At 60.2% G+C, this 20511-nt stretch carries 17 protein-coding genes and 2 tRNA genes; 14 read left to right on the top strand and 5 right to left on the bottom strand.

What is annotated here, in order from left to right; genetic code table 11:
• Positions 1 to 117 precede the first annotated feature (117 nt).
• The 8 genes from DYI20_RS08750 to DYI20_RS08720 all read left to right on the top strand — a co-directional run bounded on the left by DYI20_RS08750 (position 118) and on the right by DYI20_RS08720 (position 10059).
• A complete protein-coding gene (locus tag DYI20_RS08750; protein WP_147472547.1) occupies positions 118 to 1296 on the top strand; it encodes a hypothetical protein in 1179 nt (392 codons plus the stop codon).
• A 749-nt stretch (positions 1297 to 2045) separates the two neighbouring features.
• Complete coding sequence (locus DYI20_RS08745; RefSeq protein ID WP_122549323.1) at positions 2046 to 2414, top strand: hypothetical protein; 369 nt, start codon at positions 2046 to 2048, stop codon at positions 2412 to 2414.
• 67 nt (positions 2415 to 2481) lie between these two features.
• On the top strand, positions 2482 to 2619 hold the full coding sequence (locus DYI20_RS12355; RefSeq protein ID WP_158524756.1) for a hypothetical protein: 138 nt from the start codon (positions 2482 to 2484) through the stop codon (positions 2617 to 2619).
• A 237-nt stretch (positions 2620 to 2856) separates the two neighbouring features.
• Complete coding sequence (locus DYI20_RS08740) at positions 2857 to 3549, top strand: GntR family transcriptional regulator (protein ID WP_122549322.1); 693 nt, start codon at positions 2857 to 2859, stop codon at positions 3547 to 3549.
• Positions 3546 to 5063 (top strand): MmgE/PrpD family protein, encoded by a 1518-nt coding sequence (locus DYI20_RS08735; protein WP_122549321.1) that lies wholly within the window; start codon positions 3546 to 3548, stop codon positions 5061 to 5063. Before DYI20_RS08740 ends, DYI20_RS08735 begins: the two co-directional genes overlap by 4 nt.
• Positions 5064 to 5112: 49 nt before the next feature.
• On the top strand, positions 5113 to 6042 hold the full coding sequence (gene prpB / locus DYI20_RS08730) for a methylisocitrate lyase (RefSeq protein ID WP_122549320.1): 930 nt from the start codon (positions 5113 to 5115) through the stop codon (positions 6040 to 6042).
• Positions 6043 to 6089: 47 nt separating this feature from the next.
• Complete coding sequence (locus tag DYI20_RS08725; protein WP_122549319.1) at positions 6090 to 7232, top strand: bifunctional 2-methylcitrate synthase/citrate synthase; 1143 nt, start codon at positions 6090 to 6092, stop codon at positions 7230 to 7232.
• 193 nt (positions 7233 to 7425) lie between these two features.
• Positions 7426 to 10059, top strand: coding sequence for a putative Ig domain-containing protein (locus DYI20_RS08720; RefSeq protein WP_166769893.1), 2634 nt, complete (start codon positions 7426 to 7428; stop codon positions 10057 to 10059).
• 59 nt (positions 10060 to 10118) lie between these two features.
• Here the strand turns inward: DYI20_RS08720 and DYI20_RS08715 are convergent, their stop codons facing one another.
• The 3 genes from DYI20_RS08715 to tadA form a co-directional block, all read right to left on the bottom strand.
• On the bottom strand, positions 10119 to 11615 hold the full coding sequence (locus tag DYI20_RS08715) for a purine-cytosine permease family protein (protein ID WP_122549317.1): 1497 nt from the start codon (positions 11613 to 11615) through the stop codon (positions 10119 to 10121).
• Between the two features lie 238 nt (positions 11616 to 11853).
• A tRNA-Ser gene (locus DYI20_RS08710) sits at positions 11854 to 11941 on the bottom strand.
• 75 nt (positions 11942 to 12016) lie between these two features.
• A complete protein-coding gene (tadA, locus tag DYI20_RS08705; RefSeq protein WP_279717863.1) occupies positions 12017 to 12517 on the bottom strand; it encodes a tRNA adenosine(34) deaminase TadA in 501 nt (166 codons plus the stop codon).
• Between the two features lie 64 nt (positions 12518 to 12581).
• On the opposite strand from tadA, the gene upp reads away from it, so the two are divergent.
• The 3 genes from upp to DYI20_RS08690 all read left to right on the top strand — a co-directional run bounded on the left by upp (position 12582) and on the right by DYI20_RS08690 (position 14865).
• Positions 12582 to 13217, top strand: a complete 636-nt coding sequence (gene upp, locus DYI20_RS08700) for a uracil phosphoribosyltransferase (RefSeq protein ID WP_110101199.1) — start codon at positions 12582 to 12584, stop codon at positions 13215 to 13217.
• Between the two features lie 259 nt (positions 13218 to 13476).
• Positions 13477 to 14295: a winged helix-turn-helix domain-containing protein gene (locus DYI20_RS08695; protein WP_110099872.1), complete on the top strand. Its 819-nt coding sequence runs from the start codon at positions 13477 to 13479 to the stop codon at positions 14293 to 14295.
• Between the two features lie 36 nt (positions 14296 to 14331).
• On the top strand, positions 14332 to 14865 hold the full coding sequence (locus DYI20_RS08690) for a SixA phosphatase family protein (RefSeq protein ID WP_122549316.1): 534 nt from the start codon (positions 14332 to 14334) through the stop codon (positions 14863 to 14865).
• Between the two features lie 120 nt (positions 14866 to 14985).
• Here DYI20_RS08690 and DYI20_RS08685 read toward each other — a convergent pair.
• A tRNA-Arg gene (locus DYI20_RS08685) sits at positions 14986 to 15059 on the bottom strand.
• A 329-nt stretch (positions 15060 to 15388) separates the two neighbouring features.
• Here DYI20_RS08685 and DYI20_RS08680 point away from each other — a divergent pair.
• Together DYI20_RS08680 and DYI20_RS08675 are read left to right on the top strand one after the other, a co-directional pair.
• Complete coding sequence (locus tag DYI20_RS08680) at positions 15389 to 17230, top strand: phosphoenolpyruvate carboxykinase (GTP) (RefSeq protein ID WP_122549315.1); 1842 nt, start codon at positions 15389 to 15391, stop codon at positions 17228 to 17230.
• Positions 17231 to 17408: 178 nt separating this feature from the next.
• Entirely contained in the window at positions 17409 to 17714 is a 306-nt protein-coding gene (locus DYI20_RS08675; protein ID WP_122549314.1) for a hypothetical protein, read from the top strand.
• Here DYI20_RS08675 and DYI20_RS08670 read toward each other — a convergent pair.
• Positions 17631 to 19064, bottom strand: a complete 1434-nt coding sequence (locus DYI20_RS08670; protein ID WP_122549325.1) for a phosphomannomutase/phosphoglucomutase — start codon at positions 19062 to 19064, stop codon at positions 17631 to 17633. The genes DYI20_RS08675 and DYI20_RS08670 overlap by 84 nt on opposite strands.
• 198 nt (positions 19065 to 19262) lie before the next feature.
• On the opposite strand from DYI20_RS08670, the gene DYI20_RS08665 reads away from it, so the two are divergent.
• Complete coding sequence (locus tag DYI20_RS08665) at positions 19263 to 20492, top strand: MFS transporter (protein WP_233242777.1); 1230 nt, start codon at positions 19263 to 19265, stop codon at positions 20490 to 20492.
• Positions 20493 to 20511: the final 19 nt, after the last annotated feature.

Here is a 20511-nt window from a genome sequence, read left to right as displayed (position 1 = left end):
AGGCACGTCGAGGTCTTTCAGATGGCTTGTGTAGGAACTTCCATCATCGGAAGGCCTCGACCTCTATCCAGCTATCGACGCGCCACTTCCCCGAGACCCCCGTCTACACCCTCGATTGTGAAGAGCCCCTTTGGGCCCGATAAGAAAGTGGAGGAATACTTGCAAGCCGTGGTAGACGGTGAAGCCTCGACCGCGGTGGAACTGGCCGACCCGAATGTGACTAATGATCGGCGAGGCCTGCTGAATGATGAAGTTTATGCGGCAGTCGAGAATCGTCCTACCGAATACCGCATCGGTGAGGTTGGTGAACAAGACGATGCTGGGAATGTCACGGTCGAAGCGTTTTTGACTCAGGACGGCCGGGAATATCCGATCACTGTGGAACTGACCGCCGAGGGTAACCAGGCAGTCCTCTTCGACGACTGGAGGATAACCTCTGCACCGTGGAGTTACGTCTACATGAGCCAGGGCCCCTCTACGCTGGAAGTTAACGGTGTAGAGACTGAGCTGTCACCTGCGACAGAAGGAACGGAGATTTCCGAGGGACCCAGCCCGGAGGACTCGGACTACTTTTCGGATGAACCCCAGGATGGTGATGTCGACGTCCCCAGCCTAGATGAACCAGGTATGATGCCGGCCCTCCCCGGTACCTATACTTTCCAGGCGCCTGAAGGTAGCACCTATGTCTTCTACGGTGATGATATTTCCATCACCGTCACTGCGGAGACATCAGATCCGACAGCCGCTGAAATCGTACACTTTGAACAGCAATACACCGATCAGCTGATCGAGGATGTGGTCGCTGACGTCGAATCCAGATTGGCTTCCTGCGTGACCAATGAGAACGTGATTGTGGTGCCTGAATGTGAGGCAGTTTCCTATGAGTCAACCATCTACGAGGCCACCCGCATTGTCTCGCGTAACTGGAGCGAAGGTCCCACGATCCGGTTGAACTCCGATAACGACTCAGGGTATAGCTTAGGCGATGATCAGGTTCCTGCCGAGGAGCTTACTGGCGACTTGTTTGTCACCGTCGACGCGGAGCTTGAGATCGAGTACGAATACCGTGATGAGGGTGACGAAGACTGGGAAGAGAGTTCCACCACCCTCAATCTATTCACCCCACTGAGTGTAACGGATGAGGCGCTTTCAGTTGTGGTGGATGGTGATTCCTTGAGTGTTGATTACTCTTCCTTGCGAGAGATGAACCCCTCGAATGTCAAGAGTGACACCTACAGTAACTATGATTCTCCCGCTGAGCCATCCAATGGTGAGGATGGGCCGGATGAGACATAGTAGTTCGACCTATCGGGGGAACGATCAGAAATGATCCCGGCAACGTATTCAGCAATCTGTCGTGACTATTGCTGAAAACGTCGGCCGAAGGTATCCGTTCACAGGAATAACGCGCGAATCGATTACTGCGCCTGCTGACGACAACAGGTTCATCGCATGTAGGGGCTCATCGTATTCGAGGGTGTGGGAGACGTCTGAAGCCTCCGGTTTCGTGGGGGGCTTAGGCCGGCCCGTTGGGCGTTAGTGGGCGGGTGAAAAATGCCAGTATGTCCTCTGCTCGGTTGATCCCTCACGGTGTGGGATTCAGCATCAGACGACTGTCCGTCGTGGCCCGCCCGACAACCCAGCAACCCGACAACCCGCTGGCCCGCTGCACCGGGCAGATAAGACCCTGCTGACAGGCACCCTCTGCCCAAGCCCCCATCACAACAACGGAACAGGAAGCAATCATGAACCTGTTGGCTAACCCAGGCTTCACCGTTGTCGACGTGACCTGGGGGCTCTACCAGGACATCGTCACCGCCTACAGCACCCGAGAGAGGCGACGGCACAACGCTGTTACACAAAGTCATCTCCGGCCCATACGATCCAGTCGCCGATGACTGGAGGAGCTCAAACGACTCGGACGAACACGCAAACCCCGAACAGAAAACATACTCGCATTCTTCACCCGCCCACCAACGCCCAACGGACCGGGCGAAGCCATCACGAAACCGGTAACTTCAGGCCCCTCCCACACCCCAAATACGATGCACCACATTCCTGTGGAGGCGGTTTTGACCCAGGGCGGACGGGAGCACACGGTCACGTTTGAACTCGCCACCGCTGGTCAGCGGGGCGTGGTGTTTGATGACTGGACGAGCACTTCCACAACCGAAGCGTACCTCCAAACCGCCGCCGAGGACCTGGACCACTCGATACGGGCCCCCACCGGTGGTGATGTCTGCCTTGCCTGGAACCCTTTGGGCCCCTTGCCTGGAATCTCTGTGTTTCACGGGTCTGAAAGCACAAACGACTCCTCGTGGGGCGGTGATGTCACCGTTACCGTGAGTGTAGATATCCCCGATCCCTCGGCCGTAGCAACCGTGGAGTTCGACCAGGGCTATACCGGGAGCTGATCGGTGATGTGGTCGCTGGGATCGAAGCTCGAATCGATGGGGTTAACACTGACAAATATGAGGGTGAATGGAGCAGGACGAGACCACCATCGAGCCGCTGGATGTGTGGGACCTGCCCGATCAGGAATCCTTCGTGGTGACCGACGGCGAGTCCTTCACGCATAACGACCAGGCACCCATGACGACCTTGAAGACTCAGCCATGAGGGAAAGCACCCCCTCCCTTGCCGCGGACGAGAAAACCAGGAAGCCGACCATTTATCTGGGCAGTTTGCTATGCCCCGGGAGACAGTCCAACTATCCAGTGGCCATCTGGCCATCGTCCTCATCCTCATCCACCCCGATCCCCGATGTATACATCGACCGTGGGGCGCTGGCTGATGTTTGGGAAAAGTGCCATGAGGTATCGATCTCGAGCACGACTGTGTATACACTGGGGTGATGTGAGAGCAAGTGACCTAGCTTACGAAACACTTCGGGATGACATCATCCATTGGACCTTAGCCCCGGGAAAGGTACTGGCTGAAGTAGAACTCTCGGAGCGACTCGGTGTATCCCGCACACCGGTGCGAGAAGCCATTGCCCGGCTGGTCGCTGACGGCTTGGCCACCCAGCAGGGGACTCGAGCCACCACGGTCTCCGATGTTTCGTTGCCGGAAGTGCGTCACATGTTCGAGTTGCGCCGGTTGCTCGAAACAGCGATCGCCCGAGCCGCCGCGAGTGCTGATCAGATGCACCGTGAGCCGTTCGTGGAGTTGGCCGAAGCTTTTGAGAACGCTGCCCGGCGACACACACTGGAATCCGAACCCTATTATCAGCTGGTGTCCCAGCTTGATGACCGGCTCGACCAGGCCGGGCAGAACTCATATATCACCGCCGCGGTGAGAAATCTGCGGATCCACCTGCAACGGGTGCGACTGATGGCCCAAGATGATCCGGACCGGTTGCGCGCCTCAGCTTCCGAACACGCAGAGATCGCCCGGGCCGTGGCCAACGGTGATCCCGATGTTGCCCAAGCCGCGACCACCCTCCATCTGCACCACGCCCTCCGACACATTCTTGACCACGCCCTGACCCCCGCATTCAACGCCGCCATTGCGGCAGATCATGAAAGGACATGTGACAGAACATCATGAAAGACCATACAGTACGGGTTTACCGCTCCGAAGAGAACCTGCCCCGAGAAGAGCAACTGGCTTATCAGCTCGCTCGCGTTGCCGCCGATGAGGTCGAGGTCACCGAGGAAGTGCGGGAGATGATCATCAACCGGATCATCGATAACGCCGCGGTCGCCATCGCCTCCCTGAACCGGGCCCCGATTATCTCCGCTCGGTCGCAGGCCACTACACACGAGGTCTCCCACGGCGGGTCCGGTGCCTCGATCTACGGCGTGGAGACCAAAACCTCTCCGGAGTGGGCTGCCTGGGCCAATGGGGTAGCGGTGCGTGAGCTGGATTATCATGACACGTTTCTGGCCGCCGAATACTCGCACCCCGGAGACAACATCCCGCCGATTCTGGCTGCCGCCGAACATGTGGGAGCTTCCGGCCACGATCTGATCCGCGGTCTGGCCACCGGGTACGAGATCCAGGTCGATTTGGTCAAGGGGATCAGTCTGCACGCTCACAAGATCGACCACGTCGCCCACCTGGGGCCCTCGGCTGCGGCCGGGATTGGGACCGTACTCAAGGCCGATGTGGAGACCATTTTCCAGGCCATCGGGCAGGCGTTGCACACCACCACCGCGACCCGGCAGTCGCGGAAGGGTGAGATCTCCACCTGGAAGGCACACGCTCCGGCTTTTGCCGGCAAGATGGCCGTGGAGGCCATGGACCGTGCCCTGCGCGGGCAGACCTCGCCGGTGCCGATCTACGAAGGCGAGGATGGCGTGATCGCTTGGTTGCTGGATGGCCCGGACGCTGAATACACCGTCCCGTTGCCCGAGGCTGGCGAAGCCAAGCTGGCCATTTTGGATACCTACACCAAGGAGCACTCAGCCGAATACCAGGCCCAGGCCTGGATTGACTTGGCGCGCAAGTTGCACCACGAGCACCCCGAGGTGGCCGATCCGGCCAACGTTGAATCGATCAAGATCGCCACCTCGCACCACACCCACTACGTGATCGGTTCCGGAGCCAACGACCCGCAGAAGTACGATCCCACCGCATCGCGGGAGACCCTGGACCACTCGGTGCCCTATATCTTCACCGTCGCTCTGCAGGATGGTACCTGGCACCACGTCAATTCCTACGCGCCCGAGCGCGCCGGGCGTGAAGACACCGTCGCCCTGTGGCACAAGGTCACCACCGAAGAAGATCCGGAATGGACCCGTCGGTACCACTCGCTTGATCTGGATGAGAAGGCCTTCGGCGGTTCGGTCACCATCACCCTGACCGACGGATCGGTGATCACCGACGAGATCGCTGTGGCCGATGCGCACCCGCTGGGTGCTCGTCCCTTCGGTCGTGAGCAGTACATCAACAAGTTCCGCGCACTGGCTGAGGGCGTGGTGGATGAAGAAGAGATCCAGCGCTTCCTGTCGGTGGTCCAGGATCTGGAAAACCTGCCGGCCGGTGAGCTGGGACAGCTCAACATTCGCGCGACAGCCGGTGTGATCAATCCGGCCGATGATCCTCGGGGATTGTTCTAGATCTGGTCGTGCCTGACCGATGTATGTCGTAAGGAGAGGATGACAAGCCATGCTGTACTCCACCGTCGCCCCCGAAGCGAAACGCCAACACCTGCGGGAGATTCTCAAACCCGGGGCTGCCGTGCAGTTTCCCGGAGCATTCAACCCGCTCAGCGCCAAGCTGATCTCCGAAAAGAATTTCGATGGCGTCTACGTCTCCGGCGCGGTGCTGGCCAATGACCTGGGGCTACCCGATATCGGGCTGACGACCCTATCTGAGGTGGCTACCCGCGCCGGGCAGATCGCCCGGATGACTGACCTGCCGACCATCGTGGATGCTGACACCGGATTTGGCGAGCCGATGAACGTGGCTCGCACGGTGCAAATGTTGGAGCTGAACGGCCTGGCCGGGGCCCACATCGAGGACCAGTTCAACCCGAAGCGGTGCGGACACCTAGATGGTAAGAACGTAGTCGACACCGAGACCATGATCAAACGCATTGCTGCTGCGGCAGATGCCCGGATCGATGAGAACTTCCTGATCATGGCCCGCACCGACATTCGGGCCGTGGAAGGCCTGAACACCGCCATTGATCGGGCCAAGGCACTGGTCGATGCCGGAGCGGATGCGATCTTCCCGGAGGCGATGAAGGACCTGAGCGAATTCGAGCAGGTCTGCCAGGCCGTGGATGTCCCGGTGCTGGCCAATATGACCGAGTTCGGTAAGTCCGAGCTATTCACCCGCCAGCAGCTGGCTGATGCTGGTATCGCAGTGGTGATCTACCCGGTCACACTGCTACGCTCAGCCATGGGAGCCGCCGAACGGGTGTTGGATGAGATTGCTTCCTCGGGGACGCAGCAAGCCGCCGTGGACCAGATGCTCACCCGCGCCAGGCTATACGAGCTGGTGGACTACGAGGCCTACAACACCTTCGACACCGGAATTTTCAACTTCCAGGTGCCCGGGTTGGACATTGAACAGAACGCTGAGAACCTCTAGACCCCTGGTCGCGGAGGGAACTAGATGTGGAAGGAATACTCTCAACCATGAGTGAGAACACCGAGATCAAGAAAGGACTGGCCGGAGTTGTCGCAGACTACACCGCCATCTCCAAGGTCAACGCTGAGACTAATTCCCTGCTCTACCGCGGGTACCCGGTCCAGGAGTTGGCCGCAGAGAAGTCCTTTGAAGAAGTAGCACTGTTGCTGTGGACGGGCGAGCTTCCCACCGAGGAAGAACTGGCTGCCTTCACCGAATTCGAACGCGCCAATCGGGCCTTGGACCCAGCGGTCAAAGAAGCCATTGACCTGTTGCCCACCGACTGCCATCCGATGGATGTTGGCAGGACCGCCGTCTCCGTTTTGGGTGCCCGCGACGATCGCTCGGAAGACTCCTCCCCGGAGACCGAGCTGGCCAAGGCTCAAGAGATCTTCGTGGCGTTCCCGGCCGTGGTGGCCTACGATCAGCGTCGCCGGCGTGGTCAGGAGATCATCGAGCCCCGCGATGATCTCAACTATGCCGAGAACTTCTTGTGGACGACCTTTGGCGAAGAGCCCGCCCCCGAGGTCGTGGATGCGTTCCGAGTGTCGATGATCCTCTACGCCGAGCACTCCTTCAATGCCTCCACCTTCACCGCGCGGGTGATCACCTCCACCCTGGCCGATATGCACTCAGCGATCACCGGTGCCATCGGGGCTCTGAAGGGATCGCTCCACGGTGGGGCGAACGAGGCCGTGATGCACACCTTCGAGGAGATCGGCATCCGTACCGAGGAATCCCGCGAAGAGGCCGCCGCGCGGGCCAAGAGCTGGATGGAACAGGCCCTGGCCGACAAGAAGAAGGTCATGGGCTTCGGCCACCGGGTGTACAAGAACGGCGACTCGCGCGTGCCGACTATGAAACAGGCCCTGGATGCCATGGTCGACTATTACGGTCGTGGAGAGCTGATGGGCCTGTACGACGGGCTGGAAACCGCCATGTCGGAGGCCAAAGATATCAAACCCAACCTGGACTACCCGGCGGGGCCTACCTACTACCTGATGGGCTTCGATATCGAGATGTTCACCCCGCTGTTCATCGCTGCCCGGTTGACCGGTTGGACCGCCCACATCATGGAACAGCGTGCCAATAACTCGCTGATTCGCCCGCTGTCGGAATACAACGGTCCCCAGGAGCGTCACCTGTCCTAATGTGCGGTGACAGCGCTGTTCGGCCCCGGGATCTGCTGTTGTGGCGGGTTCCGGGGCCGAGCTGGTGTCCGTCGTCGTTTTCGCGCGACGGACACCGTGCGAGCGGGCATTTGTCACCTGCTCGTGAAGAATTCTCGCAACGTTAACGTTCGGGCCATCTTCCGGTATGACGGGTGGTTTTACCCTAGGGACTATGCGCTTTTCACCATCACCACACCCTGCAGATCAACCACGAACCCTGTCACTTGCCGGCCTGGCATTGCGCGCTACGTGTGCAGCCACCGCAGCCGGTGCACTGGTAGCAACCTCTACCATCACCAATATCGCCCTCACTCCAGCCGTGGCAACCAACCAGGAACAGCCGACCGATAGTCCCCAGGCACTTGATCAGCAGGGCCAGACTGATCAGGACGAGCAGGAAGAGGTGCAGTTCAGCGTTACCTCGGGCACCTTTGACGAAGAGCTGGTCAACCCCACCGAACAGTCCTACGAGCAGGCACCCAGCGAGGTAGCGCAGCTGGACGAGCAGACGCTGGATACCAACTCTGAGGGCCCGGGGCGACAGCCGTACCAGATCTACCAGGTCGACAATGCTCGGGCCGGCCAGATCATCACCGTCACCGCCGTGGTGGACCCCAGCCGGAAAGTCCAGCTGATGGTCTGGGATCAGCAGGCAGGCGAGTGGGAGCTGGCCGCCGATGAGCAGGGGCAGGCCCCCGAGAACACCGAGCTCAATGCGTTGCTACGCGCTCAGGCCTTCAACGACCAGGGACAGGCCTACGTGGCCGTGGTCGGCGAGGACCCACACATGACCGGTTCCACCGAGTGGAACCCCACCGACGCCCCGGCTTTGGGTGGCTTCCGCGATCCCAGCACCTATGATTTTTCGATTGCCCACATCACCGACACGCAGTTCCTCGCTGAGGGGGCGGTGTCTGAGGATCCGGAAGTAGCCCAGCGCTTCGGTCAGGTCTACCGCGACCAGGTTGAGTGGATCGTGGACAACGCTGAGGATCGCAAGATTGCCTACACCGGTCACACCGGTGACATCATCGAAAACTACATGAACCTCAACCACTCCGCCGAGCACGCTCGCAAGGAGTTCGGTTTTGCCTCGCAGATGCAGCAGATCCTGGATGATGGCGGGGTCCCGAACGGTATTTTGCCCGGTAACCACGATAATAAGTGGGGCCGGGAAGATAACTCGCTGTACAACGAGTTCTTCGGGCCGGAGCGCTACGAGGCGCTCTCGGAGACTTGGGACAACGCCGAATACGGTGGCCCCTGGGCCGAAGGCGACAACGCGGCGCACTACGACCTGTTCTCGGCTGCGGGACAGGATTTCGTTGCCGTGCACCTGCCGTACGGTCACAGTCGCGAGATGCGGCAGTGGGCCAGTGAGATCTTCCAGTCCTTCCCCGATCGCGATGGGTTACTGTTCACCCACGCCTACCTGCAGGCTTCGAATAACGATGACGGTTCCATCTCGGGGATCGCGCCATATGGCTTCCACGGGTTCCTGGGGGGTGAGGGGTTCTACATTCGCGATGAGGTCGTCGAGCCCAACGAGAACGTCGTGATGGTGCTGTCGGGTCACTATCACGGTACCGCCTGGAACGTGAACCACAACGGTCCTGGTGCACCCAGCTTCGAAATGCTGGCCGACTACCAGAACTATGAGGTTGACGGAGAACGCCGGACCGGGTTCATGCGCCTGTTGCAGTTCGATGTGGACGACAGCGAGGTCACGATCAACACCTACTCGCCGACCTTGGACTCCTTCGACGCGCCCAGCTACGACACCTCGATCCCACGGAATTACATTCCTGAGTCGGACCAGTACACCGTGCCTATCTCCCTGAGCGCGCGCAGCACCATGCTACGGACCGACGAGGTGCGCGTGGGTGAAGCTGACGAGTCTGAGTCACAGGCACCGGTGCGTGTGGACCCGATCTCCGACGTTCACGGTACGGTCAACGAGCCCATTGAGGATGTTCAGGTCGTAACGCACAACGCGGAGACGGTCACGATCTCCGGTCTGCCGAGTGGTCTGAGCTATGACGGTGAAACCGGCGTCATTTCGGGAACTCCGACTGAGGCGGGAACCTTCACCGCTACCGTGACGGCTACTGGTGAAGCTGGTGAAGACACCCAGTCGGTGCGGTTCGTCATTGAGCCGGAACCAGAAAACCTGCAGGTGAGTATCGCCGAGATCGCTGATCAGACGGTGACCGTCAACGAAGAGATCGACCCGATCGCCGTTTCGGTCGAGCCGGCCGATGCTGAACTGGATGTCACCGTTGATGGCTTGCCTGAGGGCGTGTCCTACAACGCTGAGACCGGCGCGATTGAAGGAACTCCGACCGAAGAGGGAAGCTTCGAGGTCTCGGTGCGGGCTCAGAATGAGTCTGGTGACTCCGCTGATGAGATCACCTTCACGCTGACCGTTGAAGCTGCTCAGGAGGGGCCGACTGATGGGCCTGGTGACGGTGAGTCGTCTGATGAACCGAGCGAGGATCAGACCGAAGAACCGAGTGAAGAGCCCGGTCGCGACACCGATGGTGACGACACCGACGGTGACGACACTGACACCGATGACCAGGCCGGCTCTGACAAGGAATCTGGCGAGGATTCTGGCCAAGATGCCGGTGAGGACCAAGCTCAGGATACCGAAGGCGACACCTCAGCTGAGGACCCCCAGGCAACTGAAGACAACGAGGGAACCTTGGCGGCAAGCGGTGCGACAATCACGTTGGGAGCGCTCGGTTTGGCAGCGCTGTCGATCGGACTGGGGTGGGTGCTGATGCGCCACCGTCGCCAGGTCTAATTGAGACCAGCGTGGCCTCGTGAGGGGGTCTCGTGCAGTCTCACGACCTTCGGGGAGTGCTACGCCGAGAGATTGGGGTGGGGCTCCCCGTCGTGTTGGTCGGCTTGTTGCTGGAGTGTACGAGCGCGAGCTTCTTGGGCGCGAACGATCGGACGACGTGCGAGGAAGGTGACGACGAAGCTGAGCACCAGTGCAACAATCACACCAAGGTTGGAGTAGGCCCAGTCGCCGTCTTTTCCGCCCAGAGGCCCCAGGAAATAGCCCTGCCAGTTGTTCCACGGCGCCTCGGCGGCGAATTGGTTGATCACCAGTCCCCAGCCGATGATCGAGCTGATGACGAAAGTCACCAGGGAAATCAGGTCCCAGGAACCATAAAGACCGCGGGGGTTGAATAGGGAGGGCTCGTGATAGTCCACGCGCCGGGTGAGGATATCTGCGATGAGGATGCCGGCCCAGGCAGCCAGGGGTACACCGAGGGTGATCAGGAAGGACTGGAATGGGCCGAGGAAGTCTTCGGCGAAGAACACCACCCAGATGGTCCCCACGGTCAGGATCAGCCCATCGATGCCGGCTGCCGCCGGGCGGGGGATTCGAATACCTAGGCTGAGCAGGGTCAGCCCGGAGGAGTAGATGCCCAGCACCGCCCCGGAGACTAGTGCCAGCAGTGCAGTCAGCCAAAACGGGATGATCGCCCAGGTAGGCAGTAGCAGTGTCAGCGTGCCCACCGGGTCTTCGGCGACTCCATCGACCAGGACAGGGTCGGAGCCGGCCAGTAACAGTCCGATGGTGACCAGGATGATCGGAGCCGCGGCACCACCGAGGGTATTCCAGAAGACAATCGCAGCGTCAGAGGCGGAACGGGGCTGATAGCGCGACCAGTCGGCGGCGATATTGATCCACCCCAGGCCGAATCCGGTCATGACCATCACCATGGCGCCGATAGTCTGTTGCAAGCTTCCCGGCGGGGTGGACAACACCGCAGCGAAGTCGATCTGGGGGATCACCAGGATGAGGTAGACGATGGTGACCACGCCGGTAAACCAGGTCAAAAATCCCTGGAGCTTCATGATCGTGTGGTAACCGGCCACCGAGGCGGCGACGATGACAGCGGAGACAAAAAGAGCCGCGATCACTTGAATCCCGGTGCCATCCCCCCAACCCATGGTGCTGAACACCGCACTGGTGGCCAGCACCGCAGAGATGGCCAAGAACGTTTCCCACCCGATGGAGGTCAGCCAGGATATCAGGCCGGGAACTTTTTGGCCGTGGACGCCGAAGGCTGCCCGTGAGAGCACCATCGTGGGGGCAGAGCCACGTTTCCCGGCGATCGCGATCAGGCCACAGAGTAAGAACGAGACGACAATACCGATGATCGACACAACGAAGGCCTGCCAGAACGAAATGCCGAAGTCCAAAACCCAGGCACCGTAGCTCATGCCGAAGACCGAAATATTGGCGGCAAACCAGGGTTTAAAAAGGTCGGCGGGTTTAGCGGTGCGTTGCTCGGGGGCGATAACCTCGATCCCCGTGGTTTCGACCAGCGGTTTGGTGCTCATAAATTCGGCCCCTTGTCGTTGTGGTGAAGAGTGAGTGCGTTTGTCAGTGATGCAGAACATTATTGATCAGAATGATGATAGTGACGCATTGGAGACAGGTGGTCTCAATAATGGAAAAAACTCACGGTGAACAGCGTCATAACCTGACACAGTAGCCGACCAGGACCCCGAGGTGCATAAAAGTGCATAAAAGAGTCCCACAACATAGCCAGAACTATGTCGTGGGACCTTAACTCGGCGGTAGCGGAGGGATTTGAACCCTCGGTACGGGGTTACCGTACACGACATTTCGAGTGTCGCACCTTCGGCCGCTCGGACACGCTACCTGAAGTTTCCCGGAGGAAACTTGACCCACATAGCATAGCCGACATTGCGCGCACTCTCCAATTGAGTCGATGTGCTTAGCGGCGCGCGCGGAAGAAGGTGCGCAATAGAGTAGCGGATTCCTCGGCCATGATGCCTGCGATGACTTCGACCTGGTGATTGAATCGTGGCTCCCGCAGAACATCCAAAATTGATCCACAGGCGCCGGTCTTGGGTTCCCAGGCGCCAAAGATCACGCGGGGGATCCGGGCGGCCACAATTGCCCCAGCGCACATTGCACACGGCTCGAGCGTGACGATCAACGTGGAGTTTTCCAGACGCCAATCAGCCGAGGCGGCCTGGCGGATGGCCAGCATCTCAGCGTGGGCGGTGGGATCGCCAGATACTTCGCGACGGTTGTAGCCCTGGCCAATGACAGTGCCGGTGTGGTTGACGACAAGGGCTCCGATGGGAACGTCGCCGGCGCGGGTGGCTGTTTCTCCGAGAGCCATGGCAGTTTGCATCCATGTTTCGAGCTGGGCGCGGTCCGGCAATGGGCCGGGCCCGCAGGGAGGATCACAGGCTCCTGTTTCGGTCACGTATCACAGCTTAGCCGTGGGCCCGTTCTCAGGAAATCCAGTCGGGTTGAGTAGAGTTTGGAGCATGCGATTCCACGTTGTTGATCATCCCTTGATTGCCCATAAACTCACCGCGCTGCGCGATGAGAATACGCCGTCACATATTTTCCGTCAGCTCACCAGCGAACTGGTGACGTTGCTGGGATATGAAGCCACCCGCGACCTACCCGTGGAAGATGTCGAGATCAACACGCCGGTTGCCGCGACCACAGGCGCCCGTCTGGCCGCACCCCGTCCGTTGGTGGTCCCGATCTTGCGGGCCGGTCTGGGCATGTTGGAAGGCATGATGACGATGACTCCGACCGCTGAGGTCGGTTTCTTGGGGATGCAACGCAATGACGAAACTTTGGATATCATCACCTATGCCGAACGACTCCCCGGGGATCTGGCCGGACGCCACTGTTTCGTTCTCGACCCGATGCTGGCCACCGGGGGAACGCTGGTGGAGGCTATCCGTTTCCTGCACGAACGCAAAGTTCGGCGGGTGACCTGCATTTGCTTGGTGGCCGCTCCGGAAGGGTTGAAGAAGGTCGACGAGGCATACCACCAGATGGACATCGATCTTTTTGTGGCAGCACTCGACGATAGGTTGACCGAACAGGCCTATATTTCTCCAGGCCTCGGTGATGCCGGCGACCGGCTCTACGGTACGGCGGAGTAATCCTATACAGGGATTTCTTGGGTCCAAAAGGAATGCATCGCTATATTACGAGTGATTTTTCTCATATTCAGGGCTGATAATTTCAGTATGTGGGATATGGGTGGGCCGTGTACTTGCGTTACGGGAATGTTACGGGGGAATCTAAGGGGATAGAACATTGTCGAGGCGACGCTCGTCTCGCCGGATGAATCGCACGATGGGAATGCGATGGATCGGGGACAGCGTAGTGTCGCAGAGTCTGTGTAAGGAATTGCATTCTATGTCCAGCTCAGCCCAAGGATACGTTCACATTTCCGTCCGCAATGCTCGCCGTCGAGCCGAACGGGCTCGGATGGTCCAGGAGCAAGCGCATCATACTTCTCGTCGTGCTGAGTCTGAGGCGATGCAATCTGATCATGCCCGCGCGGACGGGCAGGTGCGTGAGCCCTCGACCATGATGGCTCGTGACGAGGCTCACCCGGGTCTACAGCCGGTGGCGCAGGAAACTGAAGCACGTGGATTCGTGATCTACGTTGGCATGGATGAAGGACTGGCCTCGGCGGCTGGTACCTCGCTGACCAGACTGGCCAATGAATTGCGCCACTACGTGGAATCGCTGGTTCCTGGGGCGGATACTCACGCAGCTGTGGCCGTTGCCCCGGCCGGAGCTGCCGGTGATGACCTCGAGGTGGTCCGGCAGGTGCTGGGCGATCCGACGATGAATGCCGGGGTTCGTCCTGACTTGGCCCAGCCACCAGCTCCCGTCTCGACACGTCAGCCCGGTGTCTTGATCGACCTGGCCCGCCGTGAAGTGTTGCTGGACGGTGAGCCGTTGAATCTGACTTTCAAAGAGTTCGAGTTGTTGAATTACCTGATCGACAACGGATCCCGCACGGTGAATCGTGACGAGCTGTTGCACGCGCTGTGGGACGAAAGCGATGAGGTCCCCAATGAACGCACCATTGATGTGCATATCCGCCGCTTGCGCTCCAAGCTGGGACGTCTCTCCGGCACGGTACGTACGGTGCGCGGTCAGGGGTACCGCTTCTACGAGCACCCTGAAGTGGTGGTCTGGGCTGCTCCGGAATATTCCATTTAGATCGGGTGGCCACGATAGCAGTGAGGGTATGCCGTGATGACTGTGCGAGGTAACGATCAGCAGAAAACATTAGTGATCATCCGGCACGCTCAAGCCGAACACGGTCTGGGGGTGGCTGACCATGAGCGCACTTTATCAGCCACCGGAGCTCAAGACGCCCCGGAAGCGGGGAAGTGGCTTCTCACTCGGGGGCTGATCCCCGACCAGCTCATCACCTCGGATGCAGTACGTACCCGACAGACCACCACCTGGGTTCTCTCCGAGCTCGGCGAGCAGGCGGTGACTCCGGCGTTGGATCCACGGCTTTATGAGGCCACCGCGGCCCAGGCGCTATCGGTGATCAATGAAACCGAAGAATCAGTGCGCACACTGTGTGTGGTGGGACATATGCCGTGGGTACAAGACCTCGGGATGCGACTGGCCTCGGTCGCTTCTGACGAGCAATCGGTGATCCGGATGGCCGAGCATTACCCCACGCTGGGCATCCAAGTTTTTGAGATCTCAGCGCGTTGGGCGGAGCTGGATGGGCGGGATGCCCGCATGGTGGATTTCATCGCACCGCGGGGCTGATCAACCGCGGTAATTGGTGGTAATTGGCAAAGTCCGCAGATCGGGCCGAATACCCAAAGGGGAATGCTCCAAAAACTGAAAACCCACACCAGAGCGGATGTGATCTCGGACATAAAAAAGCGCGCCCTAAGGGATTCGAACCCCTGACCTTCTGTTCCGTAGACAGACGCTCTATCCAGCTGAGCTAAGGGCGCTGGGTCATCATGACCGTTGAATACTATACGCGGATCAGAACTGAATGCCAAATTGAGGCAAAACCCGCGTGAACACGCACCTCAGGTCTCGACGTGCAACGATCTCAAGCGACACCTCAGCGACGTCTAAGGGGCCGATGTGACCAAGAGGGAAATTCCGCTGGGGCGCTGATAGACTGGCCACAGGAGTAACACTGATCTCATCACGTGCTGATACAACGGCGTGTTAGTGACGATGATCCGATTGGTGGGCTGAGGTAGCTCCCAGCATCGGGTGGATGAGCGTGCTGACTCCGTTTAAACCGAGACCCTAGACTCTAAGGACCCACATGGTTGCTCATGTTGCCTCGAATGATCTCTCCGCACTGGAGGAAAATGCACCCACGACCTACCGTGACCTGCTGGATTGGGTCAAGGAGGTCGCCGGGCGTACCCAGCCGGACTCCATCTATTGGGTGGACGGATCGCAAGAGGAGTATGATCGGCTCGCGGCGGAACTGGTTGAGGCCGGAACGTTGACCAAGCTGACCGATCCTAAGTTCCCCAATTCCTATGCGGCATTCTCGGACCCCAGTGACGTGGCCCGAGTGGAGGGGCGGACCTTCATCTGCTCCGAAAAGAAAGCCGACGCCGGATTCACCAATAATTGGATGGATCCTCGGGAAATGCGCGCCATCCTCAACGACGCCTTCGCCGGCTCAATGCGTGGGCGCACCATGTACGTGATCCCCTTCGTGATGGGGCACTTGGACGCCGATGACCCCAAGTTCGGTGTCGAGATCACCGACTCGCCCTACGTGGTGCTCTCGATGCGGATCATGGCCCGGATTGGTCAGGATGTGCTGGACCGGCTGACTGAGACCGAAGCCTTCTTCGTCCCTGCCCTGCACTCGGTGGGTGCCCCGCTGGAAGAGGGCGAAGAGGATGTCGCCTGGCCGTGTAATGACACGAAGTGGATCGTGCATTTCCCCGAGAGCCGCGAAATTGTCTCCTACGGTTCCGGATACGGCGGAAATGCTCTGTTGGGCAAGAAGTGCTACTCGCTGCGTATCGCCTCAGCCATGGCTCGCGACGAGGGATGGCTGGCCGAGCACATGTTGGTGTTGAAACTCACCAGCCCGCAGGGCGATGTCCGGTACATTACCGGCGCCTTCCCCTCGGCGTGCGGTAAGACCAACCTCGCGCTGATCGACCCGACCGTGAAAGGGTGGAAGGCCGAGACCCTGGGTGACGACATTGCTTGGATCCGCCCGGACGCGGAGGGCACTCTGCGGGTAGTCAATCCCGAGTTCGGCTTCTTCGGTGTCGCTCCCGGCACCGGTTGGTCCACCAACCCCAACGCGATGCGGGCAATCTCCAAGGGCAACAGTATCTTCACCAACGTCGCCCTAACCGATGAAGGGGGCGTGTGGTGGGAAGGTCTCACCGAAGACACCCCGGAGCATTTGATCGACTGGCGGGGTCAGGACTGGACTCCGAACTCCGATACCCCAGCTGCCCACCCCAACTCGCGGTTCTGCACCCCGATCACCCAGACGGATATGCTGGCCCCGGAGTACAACGAGCCCAACGGCGTGCCGCTGGACGCGATCCTGTTTGGCGGACGCCGGAAGACCACGGTACCGCTGGTCACCGAAGCCACCAGCTGGACCGACGGCGTTTTCAAGGGTGCCACACTGTCCTCAGCGCGCACCGCCGCGGCGGAAGGCCAGGTCGGCGAGGTACGTCGGGACCCAATGGCCATGTTGCCGTTCATCGGATACGCTGCCGGTGACTATGTACAGCACTGGTTGGATATGGAAGATCAGATCGGCACCGAGAAATTGCCCAAGATCTTCTTGGTCAACTGGTTCCGTCGCACCGCCGACGGCGATTTCGCCTGGCCCGGGTTCGGCGAAAATTCTCGTGTGCTGAAGTGGATCGTCCAGCGACTGCAGGGCGAAGCCGAGGCGATCGAAACACCGATCGGTCACGTCCCGACCCGCGATTCGCTGGATCTGACCGGCCTGGATGTGTCCCAGGGCCAAATTGATGCTGCGTTGCACGTCGACCGCGATGAATGGAAGGCCGAGGTCGAACTGATCGAGGAATGGTTCGACAAATTCGGCGACAGCCTGCCACAGGCCATGCGCGAGCGACTCGACCAGCTCAAGGCGGATCTGGAGGCATAACTCCACCTGACTCTCGAACACGGCGGTCAGCACCGACTGTCACCGTTGCCCCGTGACCGTGCACACCTCAGCACGATGACGGGGCAGTGGTGGCTCCGGTGTATCGGGGAGGTGCTTTCTTCCTGATCGCCCGGCTGGTGCTCTATCAGCATGATGTCAGCATGATGAGGCCGGTGCGATGACCCAGGGCACTGAGGATCCGCACGACGGCCAGCACGCATCGGCGGGGCTCGACCGGAACCTCGCCGAGCAGGCACAGCGACGGCTGCGGGAAGACCAGCTCATCAACAACGAGCTGACCGCCCTGGTGGCCACCTCGGCCTTGGGGATGGGATTCGATAAACCCGATCGGGGATTCGTGATCCGCCTTGGCGCTGGCGGAATAAAGAACCCGACCGGATTACTGATCGCGAATGGCGGCCAAGGCCCGATCACGAACCTCAGCCATCACGGATTCGTCCTGGGCCTCACCGTTGTACCGTAGCAAGGGCTCGGTGTTCGAAGGCCGAACGTTGAACCACCAGCCACCGGACTGGGAGGCCACCGTCACCCCGTCGAGCCGGTCAACCGTGAGGTCGTTATCGGCAGAGTCGGTCTGGAAGGCCTCCAGCACCCGCGCGGTGGCCGCCTCCTTATCGGCAACCTCGGAGTTGATCTCGCCGGAGGCGATGTAGGGGTTGAATTCTTCGGCCACGTCGGACATGGCCCGTTCGGTGCTACCCAGCACGGCCAGCACGTGCATGGCCGCCAACATGCCGGTGTCGGCGTTGAAGAAGTCCCGGAAGTAGTAGTGGGCCGAGTGCTCACCACCGAAGACAGCATTCTCCTCGGCCATGACCGCCTTGATGAAGGAGTGCCCCACTCGGGTGCGCACCGGTCGTCCACCGCTGGCGGTCACCAGCTCCGGGACCGCCTGGGAAGTGATCAGGTTGTGAATAATCACCGGGGTCTGTTCACCCTCTGCCTGAGCACGCTGAATTTCACGCTGAGCCACGATCGCGGTGATTGCCGAGGGCGAGACGGGGTCACCGTTCTCATCGACCACGAAGCACCGGTCGGCGTCACCGTCGAAGGCCAGTCCCAGATCGGCGCCGGTTTCGCGCACACGTGCTTGCACATCCTTGAGGTTCTCCGGCTCCAGCGGGTTGGCCGGGTGATTCGGGAAAGTACCATCCAGGGTGAAGTACAGCGGATCGATCTCGATCGGTAGCGCCTCGAGAAGCTCATCACCCAGCACCGCCGGGGTGGTCTTGCCAGCCATACCATTACCGGCATCCACCACGATCTTCAGCGGACGAATTTGAGACAGATCCACCAGGGAGCGCAAAAACGTGGCGTAGTCAGTCAACGTCTCGGTATCGGAGTACTCGCCGGGGTTTTCCACCGCAGGAATCCCGCCCTCGTTCAGGTAGCGCTGGGCTAGCTGTTGAATCTCGGCCAGCCCGGTGTCGGCCGAGATCGGGCTGGCCCCGGCACGTGCCATCTTCATCCCGTTATAGGAGGACGGATTGTGACTGGCGGTGAACATCACGCCCGGAGCATTCAATACTCCCGTGGCGTGGTAGAGCATGTCGGTGGAAATCAGCCCCAGGCTGGTGACATTGGCCCCGCGGGATCGCGCGCCGTCGGCGAAGGCCTGCATGAATTCCGGTGAGGAGGCGCGCATATCGCCACCGACGAGCACAGTGGCACCGGCCAGCTCGAGCACATCCACGAAAGCGGCTCCCACCGCCCGCACGGAGTCATCGGTGATGGTGGACCCGACAATGCCACGCACATCGTAGGCTTTAAACGATTCGGATAGGTCAACGACATCTGGTGTTTGAGAACTCACATCAGACACTCTAGCCAGTCAGTGCCGATTGTGCCGAGCCTCGGCAGACGCTGGAGTTCCCAACCCCGGGCGCTCGGCCACAGGCCGGGCTGAGAATGACGGTGCACTCCAGTTACCGACCAGCTGGGCAGCGTACCGGACCCACCGAATGAGACGAACAGACCGGTCAGGAGGCGAGACAGACTGTGGGTGAGAATCGTGGATGATCAGCACACAGCCACCCGGGCGTGGCACGGGCACGTGCCTCAGACCGCCGGATACCGCCGGTTATTGGCGGGCCTCTTGTTAGCCGGGATCGCCACGTTCGCCCAATTGTACTCACCCCAAGGGCTACTACCACTGATCTCGGCGGATGTGCAGATCAGCGCCGATCAAGCCGCACTGTTGATCTCGATGGCCACCGCCGGGCTGGCGCTGGCGGTGATCCCGTGGTCTTTCGTTGGTGATCGTCTGGGACGCAAAAAAGCCATGGCCATCGCGCTGATGGCGGCCTTGATCTTCGCCGTTGCCTCGGTGGTTGCGCCGTCGTTCAACCTCATGCTGGTGTTCCGGCTCCTGGAAGGCATCAGTCTCGGCGGGGTCCCGGCCCTGGCGATGGCCTATTTGAATGAGGAAGTTGATCGCAAGTATGCCGGCCAAGCTGCCGGAACCTACATCGCAGGCACCGTGATCGGCGGACTTATCGGCCGGGTGATCGCCACGCCGATCGGCGACTGGGCCGGGTGGCGAGTCGGGATGCTCATCGTCGTGGTGATCGCCGGCATCTCAGGGATCGGATTCTTATTGCTCAGCCCCGATGCCAGAGGGTTCACACCCTCCGGGCACAGCATCAAACACGCGTTGGTGGCGATCACCGGCAATCTGAAATCCCCGCAATTGATCGTCACCTATCTGCAGGGCATGTTGCTGATGGGCGGGTTCGTTGCGATCTACAACTTCCTGGGATACCACCTGATGACCGAACCTTTTTTCTTGCCCGCTGCGGTGGTCTCCGTGATCTTCTGGGCCTACGTGATGGGGATAGTCACCTCTCCGATGGCCGGGCGTTTGGCCACCCGTTACGGGCCAGCGACGGTGCTGCTAGCGGTTTCGGCAGCCATGGTGATCTCGGTGGCGCTGACACTAGTCCCCAATGTGTGGGCGATCTTGTGGGGGCTGATCATTTTCACCGGAGCGTTTTTCGCCGCCCACTCAGTGGCCTCCGGCTGGGCGGGTGCGGCCGCGGTGGCCGGCCGGGCACAATCCACGGCGCTGTACAATCTCTGCTATTACGCTGGATCGAGTCTTTTCGGATGGCTCGGCGGAGTGTTGTTGGATGCCCACGGTTGGCCGGGCACCGTGATGATGACCATCGTGTTGACCCTCACCGCGGCGTTGCTGGTGGTAGCCGTTGTCATCACCCGGGGGATCCGCCATCGTCGCGGGTAGGTCATGTGACCACATCAGG

This window comes from Auritidibacter ignavus, from assembly GCF_003703835.1.
Classification (GTDB): Bacteria; Actinomycetota; Actinomycetes; order Actinomycetales; family Micrococcaceae; genus Auritidibacter; species Auritidibacter ignavus.
The sequence above is the reverse complement of the archived record's forward strand: the minus strand, read 5'-3'. Positions and strand labels throughout refer to the sequence as shown.

What these genes read in the sequence shown, in the direction of transcription:
- DYI20_RS08690 (WP_122549316.1), top strand. Translation starts at nt 14,332, where the DNA reads ATGACTGTGCGAGGTAACGATCAGCAGAAAACATTAGTGATCATCCGG.
- DYI20_RS08715 (WP_122549317.1), bottom strand. Translation starts at nt 11,615, where the DNA reads ATGAGCACCAAACCGCTGGTCGAAACCACGGGGATCGAGGTTATCGCC.
- upp (WP_110101199.1), top strand. Translation starts at nt 12,582, where the DNA reads ATGCGATTCCACGTTGTTGATCATCCCTTGATTGCCCATAAACTCACC.
- DYI20_RS08680 (WP_122549315.1), top strand. Translation starts at nt 15,389, where the DNA reads ATGGTTGCTCATGTTGCCTCGAATGATCTCTCCGCACTGGAGGAAAAT.
- DYI20_RS08675 (WP_122549314.1), top strand. Translation starts at nt 17,409, where the DNA reads ATGACCCAGGGCACTGAGGATCCGCACGACGGCCAGCACGCATCGGCG.
- DYI20_RS08735 (WP_122549321.1), top strand. Translation starts at nt 3,546, where the DNA reads ATGAAAGACCATACAGTACGGGTTTACCGCTCCGAAGAGAACCTGCCC.
- DYI20_RS12355 (WP_158524756.1), top strand. Translation starts at nt 2,482, where the DNA reads ATGGAGCAGGACGAGACCACCATCGAGCCGCTGGATGTGTGGGACCTG.
- DYI20_RS08695 (WP_110099872.1), top strand. Translation starts at nt 13,477, where the DNA reads ATGTCCAGCTCAGCCCAAGGATACGTTCACATTTCCGTCCGCAATGCT.
- DYI20_RS08720 (WP_166769893.1), top strand. Translation starts at nt 7,426, where the DNA reads ATGCGCTTTTCACCATCACCACACCCTGCAGATCAACCACGAACCCTG.
- prpB (WP_122549320.1), top strand. Translation starts at nt 5,113, where the DNA reads ATGCTGTACTCCACCGTCGCCCCCGAAGCGAAACGCCAACACCTGCGG.
- DYI20_RS08745 (WP_122549323.1), top strand. Translation starts at nt 2,046, where the DNA reads ATGCACCACATTCCTGTGGAGGCGGTTTTGACCCAGGGCGGACGGGAG.
- DYI20_RS08725 (WP_122549319.1), top strand. Translation starts at nt 6,090, where the DNA reads ATGAGTGAGAACACCGAGATCAAGAAAGGACTGGCCGGAGTTGTCGCA.